This window comes from Bradyrhizobium sp. USDA 4341 (genome assembly GCF_054063755.1).
The window spans coordinates 3,578,932-3,593,177 of record NZ_JBSSGO010000002.1 but is presented as its reverse complement, the minus strand read 5'-3'; the positions used below and the strand labels follow the sequence as shown (position 1 = coordinate 3,593,177).

Annotated in this window: 14 protein-coding genes; 9 read left to right on the top strand and 5 right to left on the bottom strand. The window is 63.7% G+C overall.

The features are described 5' to 3' along the window. Nucleotides 1-13 precede the first annotated feature (13 nt). Nucleotides 14-829, bottom strand: coding sequence for an alpha/beta fold hydrolase (locus ACVIGB_RS23010; protein ID WP_456749214.1), 816 nt, complete (start codon nt 827-829; stop codon nt 14-16). A 358-nt stretch (nt 830-1,187) separates the two neighbouring features. Between ACVIGB_RS23010 and ACVIGB_RS23005 the strand changes: the two genes are divergently transcribed. From ACVIGB_RS23005 to ACVIGB_RS22970, 8 genes are all read left to right on the top strand, one after another. Further along, a complete protein-coding gene (locus tag ACVIGB_RS23005; protein ID WP_342713089.1) occupies nt 1,188-1,826 on the top strand; it encodes a hydrolase in 639 nt (212 codons plus the stop codon). 132 nt (nt 1,827-1,958) lie between these two features. After that, nucleotides 1,959-2,243, top strand: a complete 285-nt coding sequence (locus ACVIGB_RS23000; protein WP_456720918.1) for a XapX domain-containing protein — start codon at nt 1,959-1,961, stop codon at nt 2,241-2,243. Next, complete coding sequence (locus ACVIGB_RS22995) at nt 2,240-4,117, top strand: amidohydrolase (RefSeq protein WP_456720919.1); 1,878 nt, start codon at nt 2,240-2,242, stop codon at nt 4,115-4,117. Before ACVIGB_RS23000 ends, ACVIGB_RS22995 begins: the two co-directional genes overlap by 4 nt. A 1-nt stretch (nt 4,118) precedes the next feature. Continuing rightward, nucleotides 4,119-4,559 (top strand): DoxX family protein, encoded by a 441-nt coding sequence (locus ACVIGB_RS22990; RefSeq protein WP_456720920.1) that lies wholly within the window; start codon nt 4,119-4,121, stop codon nt 4,557-4,559. A gap of 25 nt (nt 4,560-4,584) precedes the next feature. Then, nucleotides 4,585-5,538 (top strand): glyoxalase, encoded by a 954-nt coding sequence (locus tag ACVIGB_RS22985; protein WP_456720921.1) that lies wholly within the window; start codon nt 4,585-4,587, stop codon nt 5,536-5,538. 8 nt (nt 5,539-5,546) lie between these two features. After that, a complete protein-coding gene (locus ACVIGB_RS22980; protein WP_456720922.1) occupies nt 5,547-6,968 on the top strand; it encodes an alginate export family protein in 1,422 nt (473 codons plus the stop codon). 1 nt (nt 6,969) lies between these two features. Further along, on the top strand, nt 6,970-7,665 hold the full coding sequence (locus tag ACVIGB_RS22975) for a YoaK family protein (RefSeq protein WP_456720923.1): 696 nt from the start codon (nt 6,970-6,972) through the stop codon (nt 7,663-7,665). Between the two features lie 8 nt (nt 7,666-7,673). Next, nucleotides 7,674-9,275: a Na+/H+ antiporter gene (locus tag ACVIGB_RS22970; RefSeq protein WP_456725095.1), complete on the top strand. Its 1,602-nt coding sequence runs from the start codon at nt 7,674-7,676 to the stop codon at nt 9,273-9,275. 59 nt (nt 9,276-9,334) lie between these two features. Here ACVIGB_RS22970 and ACVIGB_RS22965 read toward each other — a convergent pair whose 3' ends face one another. Together ACVIGB_RS22965 and ACVIGB_RS22960 are read right to left on the bottom strand one after the other, a co-directional pair. After that, nucleotides 9,335-9,964, bottom strand: a complete 630-nt coding sequence (locus tag ACVIGB_RS22965; protein ID WP_456720924.1) for an alpha/beta hydrolase — start codon at nt 9,962-9,964, stop codon at nt 9,335-9,337. Continuing rightward, nucleotides 9,961-10,899 (bottom strand): ring-cleaving dioxygenase, encoded by a 939-nt coding sequence (locus ACVIGB_RS22960; RefSeq protein WP_456720925.1) that lies wholly within the window; start codon nt 10,897-10,899, stop codon nt 9,961-9,963. The genes ACVIGB_RS22965 and ACVIGB_RS22960 overlap by 4 nt, the downstream gene beginning before the upstream one ends. 123 nt (nt 10,900-11,022) lie before the next feature. On the opposite strand from ACVIGB_RS22960, the gene ACVIGB_RS22955 reads away from it, so the two are divergent. Continuing rightward, nucleotides 11,023-11,916 carry a LysR substrate-binding domain-containing protein gene (locus ACVIGB_RS22955; protein WP_456720926.1) on the top strand — a complete coding sequence of 298 codons (894 nt, stop codon included), beginning with the start codon at nt 11,023-11,025 and terminating at the stop codon, nt 11,914-11,916. 5 nt (nt 11,917-11,921) lie between these two features. Here ACVIGB_RS22955 and ACVIGB_RS22950 read toward each other — a convergent pair whose 3' ends face one another. Both ACVIGB_RS22950 and ACVIGB_RS22945 read right to left on the bottom strand, forming a co-directional pair. Continuing rightward, nucleotides 11,922-13,070, bottom strand: coding sequence for an FAD binding domain-containing protein (locus tag ACVIGB_RS22950; protein ID WP_456720927.1), 1,149 nt, complete (start codon nt 13,068-13,070; stop codon nt 11,922-11,924). Between the two features lie 39 nt (nt 13,071-13,109). Then, entirely contained in the window at nt 13,110-14,219 is a 1,110-nt protein-coding gene (locus tag ACVIGB_RS22945) for an FAD binding domain-containing protein (protein WP_456720928.1), read from the bottom strand. Between the last annotated feature and the right edge of the window lie 27 nt (nt 14,220-14,246).

The window sequence follows — 14,246 nt, the reverse complement described above, 5'->3', positions numbered from 1 at the left end:
TGATCACCCAATGTCACGACTTGAGGAATTCGAGCAGATCCGCGTTGAGCTGGTCCGCGTGGGTCGTGGCAGTCGCGTGCGGAGCTCCGGGATAGACCTTGAGCGTGGCGGACTTGATCATCTCGGCCGCGAGCTTTCCGGTGTACTGAAGCGGGACCACCTGATCGTCGTCGCCGTGGACCACCAACGTGGGAATGTTGATCTTCGCCATATCCGGGCGGAAATCGGTTTCGGAGAACGCCGTCACGCAGTCGATCGTCGCCTTGATCGAGGCCTGCAAGCCGATCTGCAGCGTCTGCTTGAATGTGCCTTGGGAAACCTTGGTGCCGTGGTTGGTCCCATAGAAAAGCGGACTGAAGTCATCAAGGAATTGCGGACGGTCCTTGGCGAGCCCGGCCTTGATGCCGTCGAAGACGGCCTTTTCGACACCGTCATGGTCCGCAGTTTTGCCGAACAGGGGAGTCACGGCGCTCACCAGCGCCAGCTTCGACACCCGCGAGGAGCCGTGACGCGCGACGTAGCGCACGATGTCGCCGCCGCCCATCGAGAAGCCGACCAGGGCGACGTCTGTGAGCTCGAGATGCTTGATGAGTTCGGCGATGTCATCTGCGAACGTATCGTAGTCGTAGCCTTCCCAGGGCTGGCCCGACCGGCCAAAGCCGCGGCGATCGAACGCCACGGCACGGAAGCCGTGACTGGCGAAGAACAGCATCTGGGCGTCCCACATGTCCGCGCTGAGCGGCCAGCCATGGCTGAACAGGATTGGCTTTCCGCTGCCCCAGTCCTTGAAGTAGAGGTCGGTACCGTCCCGTAATTTCAGCAGCGCCATCAGTTGCTCCTTTGTGGTGGCGATGGCCGCGCACAGATGCGTCGGGCCATCCTCCCCAAACTCATCGATGGAAGCCCCCTTGGCTTGGACGGCCTCGGCGCTGTTTGCACGGCCTCGCGGTCTCGGCCGAGCGCGCCGTCTGCAAGCTCCGAAGGGCGTGATCCCGGAGCGAGACATCTCCAAGAGCAGTTTTGTCCAAGAGCAGTTTTGTCGCACGCAAGCCTTCATCGCGACTTCGTCCAAGCAGCGAACAACCTGTCCAAGCGGCGGCGCCACCTCGGGTCATACACTCGAAGCCGTACGGACGCTGGATGTCATTCGCTCCGGCCGGCAATCGTCAATTCAAGGAGAAATCTCGATGTCCAAACTCGATATGCTGACCCCAGACAACAGCGCTATTGCGCTCATCGACTATCAGCCGGCGATGTACCAGGGCGTCCAGTCGCACGACCGCCTCGTGGTGTTCAACAACGTTCAGATCCTGGCGAAGGCCGCCAAGCTGTTCAAGATTCCGACCGTGCTGTCCACGGTGGCGAAAGATTCGTTTTCCGGACCGTTCATGCCTGAGGTCGCCGAGCTGTTTCCCAATCACGACATCATCGACCGCACCTCGATGAACTCCTGGCTCAATGCCAATTTTCGCAAAGCGGTCGCCGCGACGGGGCGCAAGAAGTTCGTGATCGGCGGCCTCTGGACCGAGGCCTGCGTGATGTTCCCGGCGCTGGACATGCTGAAGGAAGGCTATGAGGTCTACATCCCGGCGGATGCATGCGGCGACCTCTCCATCGAGTGCCACAACCGCTCGATGGAGCGCCTCGTGCAGGCCGGTGCGGTTCCGATCACCTCGTGCCAGTACGCGTTCGAGTTGCAGCAGGACTGGGCGCGCACCGAGACCTACGACGGCATGATGGAGATCCTGAAGGCGCATTCGCCTTACGGCATCCAGATCCGCTTCTCGAAGTGGGCGCTCGGCGAGCATGCGTCGGAGGCTGGCTAAAGCATGATCCGGAAAAGTGCGAAGCGGTTTTCCGAATAGATCATGCTCAAGCAAGGGGCTAACGCGCGATGACCTGATCTCATCGCGCCTTAGGCCGCCTGATTTCTCCCTCCATCCTCCGAGAGGGGTGCGATGAAGATCTACATTCTGTCCCTTGGCTCCGGCCTGCTGGTCGGCGTCATCTACAGCCTTCTCAACGTACGTTCGCCCGCTCCTCCTTTGGTGGCTCTGGTCGGTCTGCTCGGCATCCTCGTCGGCGAGCAGATCGTTCCCGTCGCCAGGCAGATCGTCGTTGGCGAGGGCATTGCCGCCGCATGGCGGCAGGCGAAATGCGCGCCGCACATGTTCGGCCTGCTGCCGGGGCGGCACGCCGAGGAAATCAAGACAACCACAGATGTTGCGGAGAAGGCGTCATGAGCGTTCCTGATACGATTCTGCATCGCGGCCTGTTCACCACGCTCGACCGTTCCAACCCGGCCGCGAGCGCCGTCGCCATCAAGGACGGGCGCTTCACGGCGGTTGGCCACGACCACGACGTGATGAAGCTCGCCGGGCCGTCGACCAGGGTGATCGATCTGAAAGGGCGGCGCGTCCTCCCCGGGTTGATCGACAATCATCTGCACATCATTCGCGGCGGGCTCAACTTCAATATGGAGCTGCGCTGGGATGGCGTGTGGTCGCTCGCCGACGCGATGGCCATGTTGCGCAAGCAGGTGGCGATCACGCCGCCGCCGCAATGGGTACGTGTCGTCGGCGGATTCACCGAGCACCAGTTCGCCGAGCGGCGCCTGCCGACGATCGACGAGCTCAACGCTGTCGCGCCGGATACGCCGGTCTTCATCCTCCATCTCTACGACCGCGCGATGCTCAATGCCGCAGCGCTGCGCGCCGTCGGCTACACCAAGGATACGCCGGAGCCTCCGGGCGGCGAAATCACGCGCGACGCGAAGGGCAACCCGACGGGGCTCCTGCTCGCCAAGCCGAACGCCAACATCCTCTATGCCACGCTGGCAAAAGGGCCGAAGCTGCCGTTCGATTATCAGGTCAACTCGACCCGGCACTTCATGCGTGAGCTGAACCGACTCGGCGTCACCGGCGCGATCGACGCCGGCGGCGGCTTCCAGAACTACCCGGAGGACTATGCGGTCATCCAGAAGCTCTCGGACGAGGGGCAGCTCACGATCCGGCTTGCCTACAACCTCTTTACCCAGAAGCCGAAGGGCGAGAAGGACGACTTCCTGAACTGGACCAGGACCTCCAAGTACCAACAGGGCACCGATTACTTCCGCCACAACGGCGCCGGCGAGATGCTGGTGTTCTCGGCCGCCGATTTCGAGGATTTCCGCGTCGCCCGGCCGGACATGCCGCCGGAGATGGAGGGCGAACTCGAGGGCGTCGTTCGCATCCTCGTCCAGAACAAATGGCCGTGGCGGCTGCACGCGACCTATGACGAGACGATCTCACGCGCGCTCGACGTGTTCGAGAAGGTCAACCAGGACATGCCGCTGGACGGCCTGCACTGGTTCTTCGATCACGCCGAGACGATTTCCGACCAGTCGATCGATCGCATCGCCGCGCTCGGCGGCGGCATCGCCGTGCAGCACCGCATGGCCTATCAGGGTGAGTATTTCGTCGAGCGCTATGGGTACGGTGCCGCCGAAGCGACGCCGCCGGTGAAGAAGATGCTCGACAAGGGCGTCAAGGTGTCCGCGGGCACCGACGCGACCCGGGTCGCATCCTACAATCCCTGGGTCTCGCTCGCCTGGCTCGTGACCGGCATGACGGTCGGCGGCTTGCGCCTCTATCCGCCGCGCAACTGCCTCGACCGCGAGACTGCGCTGCGGATGTGGACCGAGAATGTCACCTGGTTCTCGAATGAGGAAGGCAAGAAGGGGCGTATCGAGGTCGGGCAACTCGCCGATCTGATCGTTCCGGATCGCGACTATTTCTCGTGCAGCGAGGCCGAGATCGCCGATACGTCGAGCGACCTCACGGTGGTCGGCGGCCGTATCGTTTACGGTGCCGGGGATTTCAAGGCGCTCGACACCAACGCGCCGCCGCCGGCGATGCCGGATTGGTCACCGGTGCGCAGCTTCGGCGGCTATGGCAATTGGGTCGGATCGGACGGCAAGGCCAAGGCGATCCAATCGCAGGCGATGCAGATGTGCGGTTGCGCCAGCGCCTGCGGCGTGCACGGTCATGATCATGCCCGCGCCTGGACCGGCAAGCTGCCGGTTTCAGACCTCAAGAGCTTCTGGAGCGCGCTCGGCTGCGCCTGCTGGGCGGTTTGAGATGCATGCGAAGACCGGCACGCCGCGCTGGATCGCAGCCATCCTGTCATGGCCGTGGCTGCTGCCGATCGCCAGGGGCGCGCTGGTCTCCGCGTTCCTGATCGGCGGTATCCAGAAGCTCGCCGATTTTCCGGCAGCCGTCGTCGAACAGGCGCATTTCGGTCTGCAGCCGGCTTGGCTGTGGGCCATCGCGGCGATCGTCGTCGAGCTTGGCGGCTCGCTGCTGCTCATCGCCAACCGGTTCGTCTGGCTCGGCGCCGGCGGACTTGGCGTTTTGACTTTCGTGGCGATGCTGACCGCGAACGCATTTTGGCTGTCCACAGGCCACGAACGGTTCACGGCGATCAATGCGTTCTTCGAACACCTCGGCCTCATCGCCGGTCTTGTCGTCGTGACGATCTGCGCTGAAAAGACGCAATCTCGTCGAATCAGCGAATTCTAGTCCAATCTCGCTCAAGGAGTTGTCCATGAAACGGCTATCGGCATCGATTCTGCTCTTGTCGGTTGCGGCCATTGCCGCAGCGGCGCCAGCGGTCGCCAGGGATGCGGGAAAGGCCGGCAGGGAGATGGTTGCGGTGGCGCCGCAATACGACACGACGCATGTCTATGTCGCGCCTGATGACGTGGACAAGTTCGTGTCGAGCTTTCTGGCGACTTTCGGCGGTCAGAGCACCAAGCAGGTGGTTGCGACCGTCACACCCACGCCGAGCAGCACGACCTCGCAGCTGCTTCAGACGCCGGTCGGTACAGTCTCGCTGTTCGGCTTCAAGACGCCGGTGCCGTATCCGTTCGGCGCCGAACGGAACGGATATCTGGTCAGCGACATCGACGTTGCGATCAAGACCGCCCGTGCGGCGGGCGCCGACATGATCGTCACGACCTTCCCGGATCCGATCGGGCGCGACGCCGTGATCCAGTGGCCGGGCGGGGTTAATATGCAGATCTACTGGCACACGACCAAGCCGAACTACGCCGCCTTCGAGAAGATCCCGGAGAACCGGGTGTATGTTTCGGCCGACAGGGCGGATGCGTTCGTGCGGAGCTTCCTTGCCTTCTCGCGGGGGAAGGTCGTGTCGCAAACCGCGAAGGCCCCCGGGATCGAGATCGGCAAGACGGGACAGACTTACAAGAGAATTCGCATGGAATCGGCATTCGGCAAGATGGTCGTGCTCGTGACCGACGGTCAGCTGCCCTATCCCTACGGCCGCGAGACGACGGGCTATGAGGTGGCGGATCTCGACGCGACGCTTGCAAAGGCGAAGTCGGCCGGAGCCGCTGTCCTCGTCGAACCCTACACGTCCGAAGGAAGGTCCGCGGCGATCGTGCAGTTTCCGGGCGGTTACATCGCGGAGATACATGCGACGCCTGCCAAACATGCTGCCCGTGCAGACCCGCAGCCTCTTGAACGCGCCTTGAAGTAATGGTCGTCATGCCGGCATGGATCGACACCCGAATTGTCAGGACGTTATTGCCTCTTCTGGCGATCGCGTCCTCAGTCCATGCCGCCGTTGCGGCGGACGCGGATGATGCGACTGCGAAGCGACCTGCGATCCAGGCCAATCGATGGACCGAGGATTGGTCGGTGCTTGCCGATCCCAGGTTGCGGACCGAAACTTTCGACGGGCTCAAATACATTCCCCTGTGGGCCACGGATCCGAAGAGCTACGTCTCGCTTGGGGCCACGTTGCGCGAGCGCTTCGAGTCCAACAGTGCGGCGGCGTTCGGGACCAGCAACACCCCCGCGGACAGCTATCTCCTGCAACGGCTTCAGGTCCATGCCGACGTGCATTTCGACGAAAACTGGCGGGCGTTCGTCCAGCTTGAAGACGATCGTGCCTTCGACAAGCTGAACGTCTCCTCGGTCGATCAGGACCGCCTCGATCTGCGACTGGCGTTCATCGAGTATGTCAACACCACCGCGGCGGGCACCTTCAAGGCGCGCGCCGGACGTCAGGATTTTGCGTTCGACCTGCAGCGCTTCGTTTCATCGCGGGACGGACCGAACGTGCGCCAATCCTTCGACGCGGTTTGGGCCGATTGGGAGAGCGGTGCCTGGCGCATCCTCGGATTCGTCAGCCGGCCCGTTCAATATTTCGACGTGCGTCCGTTCGACGACACGTCGAACGACCGCTTCAAATTCAGCACCCTGCGCGTGGAACGGAAGGTATTCGGAAACGACGAGCTGTCCGGCTATTATTCGCTCTATGAGCGCAGTGACGCCAAGTATCTCGACGCGCGCGGCGATGAGCAACGGCATATCCTGGACATACGATTCGCAGGCAAGGGCGCCGGATTCGATTGGGACCTCGAGGCCATGGGGCAGGCCGGCCAGGTCGGTACGACGGACGTGCGGGCCTGGGCGGTCGGTGCGCGGACCGGCTACACCTTTTCCGATGTGACATGGCAGCCCCGCATCGGCCTGCAGCTTGACGCGGCATCGGGCGACCGCCACCCGGGAGACGGTGTGGTCGAGACCTTCAATCCGCTGTTTCCGAACGGCTACTACTTCACGCTGGGTGGCTATACGGGGTACACCAATCTCATCCATCTCAAGCCTGCGATCTTCGTCAACCCCACGGATCGGCTGAAAGTGATGGCGGCGGTTGCGTTCCAGTGGCGTCAGACGACGGCTGATGCGATCTATGTGCAGCCGAACGTGCCGGTCGCGGGAACGGCAGGAACCGGAAGCGCTTGGACGGGTGCTTACGGGCAGCTGCGCCTCGACTACGCCTTCAACGATCATCTCACCGGCGCGATCGAAGCGGTACACTTCGCAATCGGCAATACGATCCTCGGCGCCGGCGGGCACACGAGCAACTATCTCGGTGTCCAACTCCAGTATGGCTGGTAGCATGTCAAAGCCAATTTCCCTTCTTGCCCTGCTGATGAGCCTCAACGCAGGCTTCGTTGATACGGCCGGCTTCCTCGCCCTTCAGGGGCTCTTCACGGCGCATGTCACCGGCAACTTCGTCACGTTCGGTGCCGCCATCGTGCTCGGGACGTCCGGGGCGTTGGCCAAGCTGCTTGCGCTTCCCGTCTTCTGCTCGGTCGTGATCGTCACGAGGATCTTCAGCTTCTATCTCCCCGTCATGGGACTGCCGATCCTCCGCTCGATGCTGGCGATCAAGACCATGCTTCTCGCGATGGGTGGCGCAGCGGCCGTCCATTTCGGGCCGTTTGTGCAAGGAGACAGCTGGCAGGCGATTGTCACCGGGATGCTTCTCGTTGCCGCGATGGCCATTCAGAACGCGGCTCATCGCATCCACATGGGGACGGACCCGCCCAGCACTCTGATGACGGGAACGACGACCCAGATCATGATCGATGTCGCTGACGTCCTGCGGCGCGCGCCGGTCTCGGTTCTAACTGTTGCCAAGCCCCGTTTGGGCAAGATGTCGGCGAGTGTGGCTGCGTTCGCCTTGGGGTGCGGGGCCGGCGCCTGCCTCTATGCCAAGTTCGGCACCTGGTGCTTCGTCCTGCCTCCGCTCATCGCGTTGCCGGCGGTGTTCCTGGCGGGAGGCGAGCCTGCACCGGAAAAGGCGGCCTAGCGCGCGCGATGAGTTCAGCCGAGTCTTTCCAGACCATCCTTCTGCTGCTGATGATCGCCGTCATGCTCGACACGGTGGCTCGTCGCTTGCGACTGCCGTCCGCGTCGGTGCTGGTGCTGGCCGGCATTGTGCTGGCCCTGGTTCCGGGACTTCCCGAGGTGGAGTTCGACCCGGACTTCGTCATGGTGCTGTTTCTGCCGCCGCTTTTGCTCTCGGGCGCCTATTTCACGGTGTGGCCTGACTTTCGCGCCAATCTCAGGATCATCCTGCAGTTGGCGGTCGGGGCCGTCGTGTTGACGACCCTGCTGGTCGGTGTCGTGACGCACTTCTTCTTCCCGGCATTGCCCTGGGCCGCGTGTTTTGCGCTTGGCGCAATCGTTTCGCCGCCCGACGCCGTCGCGGCGCGTGCCGTGCTCGACCATCTCAACGTCCCGCCGCGCATCGCTGTCCTTCTCGAAGGCGAAAGCCTCATCAACGACGCATCGGGCCTTGTTCTCTTTCGTTTCGCGGTCGCCGCCGCACTGACCGGTGCCTTCAGCGCGGAGGCGGCCGCAGCAAGCTTCGTCTACGTTTCGGCCGTGGGCGTCGGGATTGGTCTCGCGCTCGGCTGGATATGCGCCTTCGTCGCCGGACGATTGACCGATGCCAGGCTCACCGTGGTCTGGACCTTCCTGTCGGCCTGGGCTGCCTATCTGCTGGCCGATCGCCTGCATGTGTCGGGCGTGCTTTCGACGGTTGCGTGCGGGCTGGTCCTCGGACGTCTGCAGCACAAGGCCTTGAGCGCAGCGTCCCGCGTGCAGGCGCTGGCGGTGTGGTCCGTCGTGACCTTCGTGATGGAGGCCCTGGTCTTCGTATTGGTGGGGTTGGCGCTTCGCGGTGTTCTCCACCGGTTCGGCTCGGATTGGGGGATCGTGCGCACGCTTGCGCCGGCAGCCGTGACGATCTTTGCAGTGATGGTGCTCGCCCGATTCGCGTGGATTTTCCCGACCGCCTACATTCCGCGAGCACTGATCCCGTCGCTTCGTGCGCGGGATCCCTATCCACCGCTGGCCGTTCCGTTGGTGATGAGCTGGGCCGGAATGCGCGGGGTCGTCAGTCTCGCCGCCGCATTGTCATTGCCGGAGCATTTTCCCGGCCGCGACATCATCCTGTTCGTGACCTTCTGCGTCGTCGCCGCGACCATCGTCGTCCTCGGACTGACGCTCGGTCCGGTCGCGAAGACGCTGGCGGGCAAAGAGTTCCTGCTCCGCGGTGAGGAGACGTTGTCGGAAGAGGTGCTCCGGGCCGAAATCGCCCGTGCGCAGTTCGATGCGATCCGCGCGCATTCTGTCGGGGCCGAGGGCGAGCACACGCACCCGCGACTCGTCGAACAATACGGACATCGCCTTGCGGTCGCGGAGGACCATGCCCTCGCCAAGGGAGTCCATGAGGAACGCAGGCTTCAGCACTACCGTGCCGTATTGATCGCGGTGGAAGCCGGCCGCAACAGGCTTCTGGAGCTCTTCAACGCCGGGCGCATTCACGACAGCGTCATGCACAGGCTGGAAGGAGAGCTCGATCAGGAGGAGCTTTTTGCGGCGCGTGTGGTCGAGCTGATCGAAGTTGACTGACGTGCGCGCCCCCAGCAATCGAGCCGAACTGCCGGAATGACAGTTCGGCTCGGATCAAGCTAGGCGACCTGAGCGTCAACGTTGGCAATCCAATCGCGGGCCAGATCGACGTCCGCTTGCGAAAGCTGGTGGCCGGCAGGCAGTGTCCTGAGGATCACCTTGGCTCCCGCGTCCGCGAGCATCGCCGACAGTCTGGCCGCATTGCCGGCCGGAACGATCGGGTCTTCCTGCCCCGAGAGGATGAGCACCGGTTTGCCGTCGAGCCTGGCTTTGGGCGGGTCAGACAGCGGCACCATCGCCCGAAGCAGGACTGCGCCGGCGAGAACGTCCGGCTTCATCAGGAGAAGCGCGGCCGCGATGTTCGCGCCGTTGGAAAATCCCACCGCGACCGGCGCCGCGATGCCGTGGCGTCGTCGCGCGTCGTCGACGAATGCACCAAGCTCGAGCGCGCGCCTGCGCACGTCTTGTTCGTCGAACACGCCCTCCGCCAGGCGACGGAAGAAGCGCGGCATGCCGTGTTCGAGGACGCGCCCGCGCGGCGAGAGCAGGGCCGAGCCCGGCGATATCATGGCGCCGAGTTGCAGCAGATCGTTCTCATCGCCGCCGGTGCCGTGCAGGAGCAGCAGCGGCGGCGCGTCGGCCTTGCTGGCTTTCTCAAAACGATAGACGAATGAGGGGGCGTCCGTCACGACACGGCTCCTTCCAGTTTCGGCAAGACACCCTCGATCTCCTTGCGATGCGACTCGAGGAAGCCCGGCAGCTTCAGTTCGTGTCCCAGCGTCTCCACCGGCTCATCGACGGCAAAGCCCGGGATGTCGGTCGCGATCTCGAACAGCACGCCGCCGGGTTCACGAAAGTAGATCGAGCGGAAGTAGTTGCGGTCCTTCTGTTCGGTCGGATGCAGTCCGTGATTGTCCACCAGGCGCTGCGCCATTCTGCCCTGCTCGGCGTCGTCGGCCGCGCGGAACGCGATATGGTGCACCGAACCGCCGCCCTGATGACCCCGCAGGAATCCCTTCGCCTCATAGATGTCGACGACGCTGCCGTTGACGTCACCGGCCGCCTTGTAGCGGATCACGGAGCCCTCTCGGGCCGTCTCCTTGAAGCCGAACACGTCAGTCAAGACCGCCGCGGTTTTCCCGGCATTGTCGAGCAGCAGCGTCACGCCGTGAAAGCCACGGATGGCGTGCTCGACCGGAACGTCGCCATTGCTCCAGGCCGGCTCGTCTTCGGCGCCCGGCACGCCGACGAGCGCCAGCGCCATACCGTCCGGATCCGTGAACGGCAGAACCGATTCTCCGAACCGCTTTTCCAGCGCTTCGTAATGGATGCCCTTTTCAAGAAAGCGCTGCGTCCAGTAGCCGAGCGAGCGTTGCGGCACGCGGAAGGCGGTCTGGTGGGTCTCGCCGACGCCCCTCCGGCCCGGAGGAACGCCCTGCCACGGAAAGAACGTCAGGATCGTGCCGGGCCGGCCGGTCTCGTCGCCGTAATAGAAGTGATAGGTGGCCGGATCGTCGAAATTGACGGTCCGCTTGACGAACCGCAGGCCGAGATCCCGCGTGTAGAAGCCAAAATTCCTGATGGGGTCACCAGCGATGGCGGTGACATGATGAAGTCCTGACATGTTCTTCCTCCAGCTCGAATGAGCAACTTCGTTTCGCGAATACATATCGGACGGCTTTGTTCTGAGGACAATTCGTGGTTTTATGGCATCTATGTCTACGATTTGGCGACAATCGAGGGGGAAATGGACAAGCTGGCGAGCCTGAGAGCCTTCGTGAAGGTCGTCGAAAGCGGCAGCTTCGCCGAGGCCGGCCGCCAGATGCGGCTCTCGCGGTCGGCGATCAGCAAATATGTCGGCGATCTCGAGGAGAGCCTCGGGGTGCAATTGCTGAACCGCACCACACGGCACGCAAGTCCGACCGAAAACGGCCAGATGTATTTCGAGCGGGCCGTCGTCATCCTCTCGGACGTCGATGCGGCGGATCAGGCGGTCACCCAGTTGCAGTCGGCGCCGCGCGGCCTGTTGCGCGTCAATGCGCCGATGTCGTTCGGCACGATGCGCCTCGGGCCCGCGCTCGCCGATTTCATGACGAAGTATCCCGACCTTCAGATTCAACTCGTGCTGAGTGACGATCTTCTGGACCCCGTCCAGGACGGCTTCGACGTCACGCTGCGGATCGCCGAACTGGAATCCTCGAGCCTGATCGCGCGCAAGATCGTCCCCGTCCCGCGGCGGGTCTGCGCATCGCCCGACTATCTGAAGCGTCATGGTACGCCGCTCCATCCGCAGGATCTGCGCGATCACGTCTCCCTGACCTACGGCTTCCTGCTGACGGGCAATCAATGGAAGCTGACGGGCGACGATGGCGTCCATTGGATCCAGCCGGCGTGGTCGCTGTGCGTCAACAACGCGGAGGTGCTGCGCGACGTGGCGGTCAGGGGCAAGGGCATCGCGCTGATACCGGAGTTCATCGCGGCGGAGGCCCTGAAGAACGGCAGCCTCCAGGCCGTCCTTGCGAACTATTCGGCGCCGCCGCTCGCGCTTTACGCGGTCTATCCGCCGACGCGACATCTCGCCGTCAAGGTCCGGGCCTTCATCGATTTTCTCGTCGATCGGTTCGGATCGGGCGCCGGCTGAGCGCGCTAATCTGTGCTCCTTTCGCGCGACCAGCGATTGCCGAGCGCGAGGCCGTATTGGTAGAGCGCGTTGCCATATTCCAGCTGCAACCGCTCAGTCGACTGCAGCGCGACGTCGACATTCGCGAGTGCCGATTTCAATGCGCGTGCGAGAACCGAGGCCTCGTAAGCTGCCTTGGCGGTCCCGCCTGCGGTGTGCGGCCGCACCACGAAGGCTGCGTCGCCGGTCAGCAGGACGCGGCCGAACAGGGTTTTCGGCACCGTCACGTCGAGGATGCTCTGAAGGAACGGGTCCGGCGTCTCTGCGACCAGCGCGGCCATCTTTGGATGGATCTCGCGCAATGCGCGGGCCTTCAGATCGGCAACGGCTTTTGCCGATGCCGAGCCGCGCGGAAGCGAGGATCGATGCCGAATGCCATCCTTGTCGGTCAGCACAGTCGCGAGCTCGGCGGCACCGACGTGCACGTACCAGACCCAGTTGAGCCGACGCGATCCGACCGCCACGGCGCCGTCGGGTCCCGGGATGAAATACGCCAGCATATGGCCGCCGTTGCGGGCTTCCGAGAAGGTGAAACGATCATCGAAGAATGGGAGAAGATCGGAAGGCACATTGCGTTCATCGAGCGTGCCTCTCCAGGCAACATAACCGGCGTATCTGGCCTCGACATCAGGAAGCATTTGACGCCGGACCGCCGAGCCCGAACCGTCGGCGGCCACGAACAGATCGCTTTCCACGACGGAGCCGTCGCCAAGCGTCGCCGAGACCTTGGAACCTGCCTGAGACACCGCCATCACCTCGGAGTCAGCCCGATAGCATTCACCGGGAACGGCTGCCCGCAGCGCCTTGTGGATGGCTTCCCAGGAGGTGAATTCCTGCGGCATGTCCTGGAGAACGCCATCGCCACCGTCCGGGTCGAGATATCGCCGGCCGCGGCAGGTCGTGAACGGGAGCGGACCTGCACCGTTTTCCTCGAGCAGCTGGATCAGCTCTCGCTGAACGACGATCCCGGCTCCTCGGGCCAGCATCGGACCCGGCACGCGCTCGTGCACGGTGACGGTCGCGCCCAATTTACGAAGCGTGATTGCATTGCAAAGCCCGGCGACCGATCCGCCGCTGATCGTCACCCTGAACTCATGATCGTGATGCCAGCTCATCTGCTTCTCCCTGACTTGCTGTTTCGCCAACTGGCGGGCTCACACGAGGTGCGCGCCCAGCTCGCGGCCGGACGCGGCGATAGCGGCGCCTGCCTGTCTGCGTTCCCGGCCATATCGCTGGAGCGCCTCGCCAAGCGGCGCCGATGCAAGGTGCTTTCGCAGCGCCATGGCGTCAGCCGCCGCCTTTGCGATGCCCATCCCCGTATGCGGCCGCACGACGAATGCCGCGTCTCCCACCAGCGCAATCCGTTGTGAGGTCATTCGCTCCGTTTCGTAGTCGAATATCCCTTGTACGAACGGCTGGGGTGTCGCTTCGATCGCCGCAGCGAAGGAACGCGGCAGCAATCGCTTGGCGTCCTCGACGAGTCCGTCGCGGGCGTGTGCGGAGATCGCGCCCGGAGGCAGCGAGTATGGATGGATGCAGCCTTCGCGGTCCGTAAGCACATCGTCCCGCCCTGCCGGTCCGATCGCCGGCCGATACCAGACCCAGTTGTACCTGCGATCTCCGGGCTCGGTTTCGCCGCTCGGTCCGGGGACCAGGAAGCCGATCACGTGGGAATGCGGCATCCGGAAGTATGCGAAGCGCTCGAGGAGGTCGCTGGCCGCGAAGCCCGGCAGGGCGCGCTCCGGCAAGAGGCCGCGCCACCCGACATAGCCGGCGTAGCCATTGTCCGCGGCCTGGCCGTCGACCGCGGCGCGCGCGACGGACGCGATGCCGTCAGCGCCAATGACGAGATCGGCCGACGCCTCGCTTCCGTCGCTGAAGCGAACCACGACCCGATCGGTCTCCTCGCGAAGATGTTCGACCTTTCGATCAAGCACGTATGAGTCGGCCGCGATCTGCTTTCGAAACACGCGATAGATCGAGTCCCACGACAGCTGCATCTGGGGCGGCATCTTTTGATCGATGGTCGGGCCCGTGTCGCCGAACACGATGCGTTCCCGCGCGACCACCCCGACGCGTGCGACATGTTCGCACCCGGCCGCGCGCAGAATGGCAAAGGTTTCGCGCTTGCCCAGCAGTCCGGCTCCGCGCCCTTCGAGCCCATGGACCGATCGCTCGTAGACCGTGACGTCGTGTCCATCCTGGGCCAGCAGCGTTGCGGTGAACAATCCCGCGAGGGAGCCTCCGACGACCGCGATTTGCATGTCTTGCGATCTCCAAATGCGTCCGTT